4 protein-coding genes are annotated in these 2,628 nt (G+C 67.4%); all 4 read right to left on the bottom strand.

All coding sequences use genetic code 11. From position 1 onward, the window contains the following. Positions 1-496: 496 nt before the first annotated feature. Entirely contained in the window at positions 497-649 is a 153-nt protein-coding gene (locus tag JOY90_RS34600; RefSeq protein ID WP_291695577.1) for a hypothetical protein, read from the bottom strand. After that, complete coding sequence (locus JOY90_RS34595; RefSeq protein WP_367277030.1) at positions 646-1,152, bottom strand: hypothetical protein; 507 nt, start codon at positions 1,150-1,152, stop codon at positions 646-648. Before JOY90_RS34595 ends, JOY90_RS34600 begins: the two co-directional genes overlap by 4 nt. A gap of 188 nt (positions 1,153-1,340) precedes the next feature. Beyond that, complete coding sequence (locus tag JOY90_RS34590) at positions 1,341-1,997, bottom strand: hypothetical protein (RefSeq protein WP_291695576.1); 657 nt, start codon at positions 1,995-1,997, stop codon at positions 1,341-1,343. After that, positions 1,954-2,472, bottom strand: coding sequence for a hypothetical protein (locus tag JOY90_RS34585; RefSeq protein ID WP_291695575.1), 519 nt, complete (start codon positions 2,470-2,472; stop codon positions 1,954-1,956). The genes JOY90_RS34590 and JOY90_RS34585 overlap by 44 nt, the downstream gene beginning before the upstream one ends. Positions 2,473-2,628 lie beyond the last annotated feature (156 nt).

The raw sequence follows: 2,628 nt of genomic DNA, 5'->3' as shown, positions 1-2,628 counted from the left end.
CTTGTCGGCAGGCGGTTGCGGCAGAAACAAAGGGAGGGTGGGCGCGGGACGGGCCGCGCGGGCGGTTGTCGGCATGGGAGCTCCGGGGACGGGCGTTTGGGTCGGACCGGGCCTTCGGTCTCTCTCTCCGGCCCGGAATTCATCCTTTTCCGGCCCTGCCTCTTCTCTTTGCCGCGGCCTCGGGGAGCGCCGGCGTTTCGTGGGCGCGCAACACGGCCGTCGCCCGGCCTATCGGAGATTCGCGAGCGCCCTTGGCGGTCCCCCTCGGTGATGCTGCGGAAGGCGGAAAATCTGCCGTCGCGGGTGCAGGGCTCGTCCCGGACCCCGCGCGTGTCCCGGTAGACGACGCGGAATTTCGCAAGGTCGAAGTTAGTCGCCAGGTAGGCGATCACGCGCTCGGCGTCGTTGGTGGCGCTGCGCCCGCCGCTATGCCGGTCGACCACGGCAATCACATGGCCATGGACAGTGTAGTGCTCTCTCTCGCTTACCCGGTCCTTTATGGGTTTTCATCCGCCCGTTTGCTTTCTGGCGTGTTCGTGCCGCTGGAGCCGGGGCGGAAGTGGGGCATCAGCCGCTCGGCCGGCGCGGACGGGTCAGCCCGCGCCGCGTCGAGGATGCGATCGACGATGCCGACGACGAAGCGGATCATGTTGCACTGCCCGGATCTTCGGAATGGGCGGTGGTCGGGCCACGACCGCGGCTACCGGCCTGGACGGCTGCGGGATTGCGGCCATCCTCGGGTAGCGAATTGCGACCGGTCAGCTCTGCCAACCAGTTTTCACAGTCGACCCACGCCACGCTTTCGCGCCGTCCGAGGTCGAGCACCTGCGCGCCGCCGCCGAAGCCGTCGATGCGCGGCCGGGAACAGCTCAGGCTCCAGGCGAACCCCCAGCGGCCTGTCAGGCCGAACGCCGCGGCGCAGCGGAATGCGAAGGCGATGACGTGCTCGGGCTCGCCGCCGCCGTCCTCGTCCCACAGCCACAGCATCGCTTCGTGACCGGCCTTTTGCGCCGGCTCCACGCTAAAACCGATCGTCTCGCCCTCGGCATCGAGTTCGCTCTTAAGCTGCGCGTAGAGATCAAGAGCAGCGGGTATGTTCGCAGCCGATCGGACTGGCAGCAGGCAGGAGAACTGGGTGTAGAAGTTTGCCATTTGGTTCCTCCAGAAAACGCAGGCGGCCCACCCAGGCGGGGGACCGATGCACCGGATGGGCATGGTTGCGTTTGCACACGTCGGCCGACCGCAGTCCGGGCTGGTCGAGCCGGCGCGCGTGCAGCGGCAGCTCAGTTAAGGATGGAAGGAATTGTACGCGACCGCGCGTGGATAGCGCTCGGCGCCATCTATGGCTGCAGGCTCGGGTCGCCGAGTTCGACCGCGGCGAAGCCGCGGGCGAGCGGCCCGCAGCTGGCGATCTGCTCGTCGGTGAAAGCGGCCGCGCGCAGGTCGTCGTCGGTGCATTCGCCCTGCTGGCGGCGCACATGCACGATCAGGTCGGCCATGCGCTCGGCGATCTGGGATTTGGCGTCGGATGTTGGCGCTGGCTGTTCTGGCATGTTGTTCTTTGTGGGCCGCCCCGCGAGATCGAGCTCGGTGGTGTCAAAGGGCTCAATCTCGGCGCCGCAGCTTGGACAAGAGTCATTGCAGGCGCAAGACCATTGATCGGTCCAGCCCTGCTCGCAATTGTCGCACCTGTAGTGGTTCAGGCACCGGCACGGCGCGCCGTCGCTGTCGGTCGGTCCGTCCCAGATCTCGGCGGCGTCGACCCATAGCCACGCGAGCACGTAGGCGCCTGGTTCGTCGGCCTGGCAGACGACGGCGGGATCGTCGATCTCGATCGCGCCGTCGCGGGCGAGACGCGCGCGGGCGAAATCGGCGTATCGCCTCTCGTCGCCGGCACCGGCGGCAAAGGCCTGGAGGCAATCGCCAAGGGTGAGCCCTTCGGCGATGGCGCGCTCAAGCAGCGCGCGAGCCGGGCTTTGGCACGTGTCGTCGGTCATGGGTGTCTCCGGTTGGGGAGCGGGCGGAGCCTCTCTCTCGCCCTGGCGGCTCCTCGCCCTGTCTGGCCTGGCCCTCTCGCTCTCTGTCCGTCGCGGCCGCGGACAGGCGCGGCGGCGCATGGCGCGACGGCCGACGGCCACCGCAGATCGTGGCCGCCGGAATTTTGCCGCTTGGCCAGCGGCTGGACTTTGCTGGATGGACGTGGGCCTCGTCTGGCGCTGGTTTGCTCAAGCCCAGCTCGGTGAGGCAGTCGCCAATCTCGGTATGGCGGGTCTCGACAAAATAATTCCAGCCGTCTCCGTTCTTCCACGCCTGTGCGATGATGAGGCGTCCGTCGGCCAGCCACCAACATTCGACGGCTTGAATGTTCGGCAGCCCGACCTTTCCCAAGTCGATCAGCTGCCACATGCAGCGGGCGCCGTTTTCACAGAGAGCGTTAACTAGGCTGCTGTGGTCGGCAGTGACGTTCGGCATGTTCGGCCCCCTGTGTTTAGCGGGTGAGGCAACGGGACCGGGACCGCTCGCGGTCCCGATGTCGAATGGGTCGGCCGTCGGCTACCCGCGAGTGTCGTTGCGGACGTTTGTCTGGCCCCGGCGTCCTGTTCGAAGACCGGAAGGTCGTGGTCACGA

The organism is Bradyrhizobium sp. (assembly GCF_019242285.1).
GTDB lineage: Bacteria > Pseudomonadota > Alphaproteobacteria > Rhizobiales > Xanthobacteraceae > Bradyrhizobium.
Note: the sequence above shows the minus strand (reverse complement) of the source record. Positions and strands in the feature narration are given on the sequence as shown.

Bases quoted from the DNA above. Each gene is read 5' to 3' on its own strand.
- JOY90_RS34600 (WP_291695577.1), bottom strand. From the start codon at position 649: ATGATCCGCTTCGTCGTCGGCATCGTCGATCGCATCCTCGACGCGGCG.
- JOY90_RS34595 (WP_367277030.1), bottom strand. From the start codon at position 1,152: ATGGCAAACTTCTACACCCAGTTCTCCTGCCTGCTGCCAGTCCGATCG.
- JOY90_RS34590 (WP_291695576.1), bottom strand. From the start codon at position 1,997: ATGACCGACGACACGTGCCAAAGCCCGGCTCGCGCGCTGCTTGAGCGC.
- JOY90_RS34585 (WP_291695575.1), bottom strand. From the start codon at position 2,472: ATGCCGAACGTCACTGCCGACCACAGCAGCCTAGTTAACGCTCTCTGT.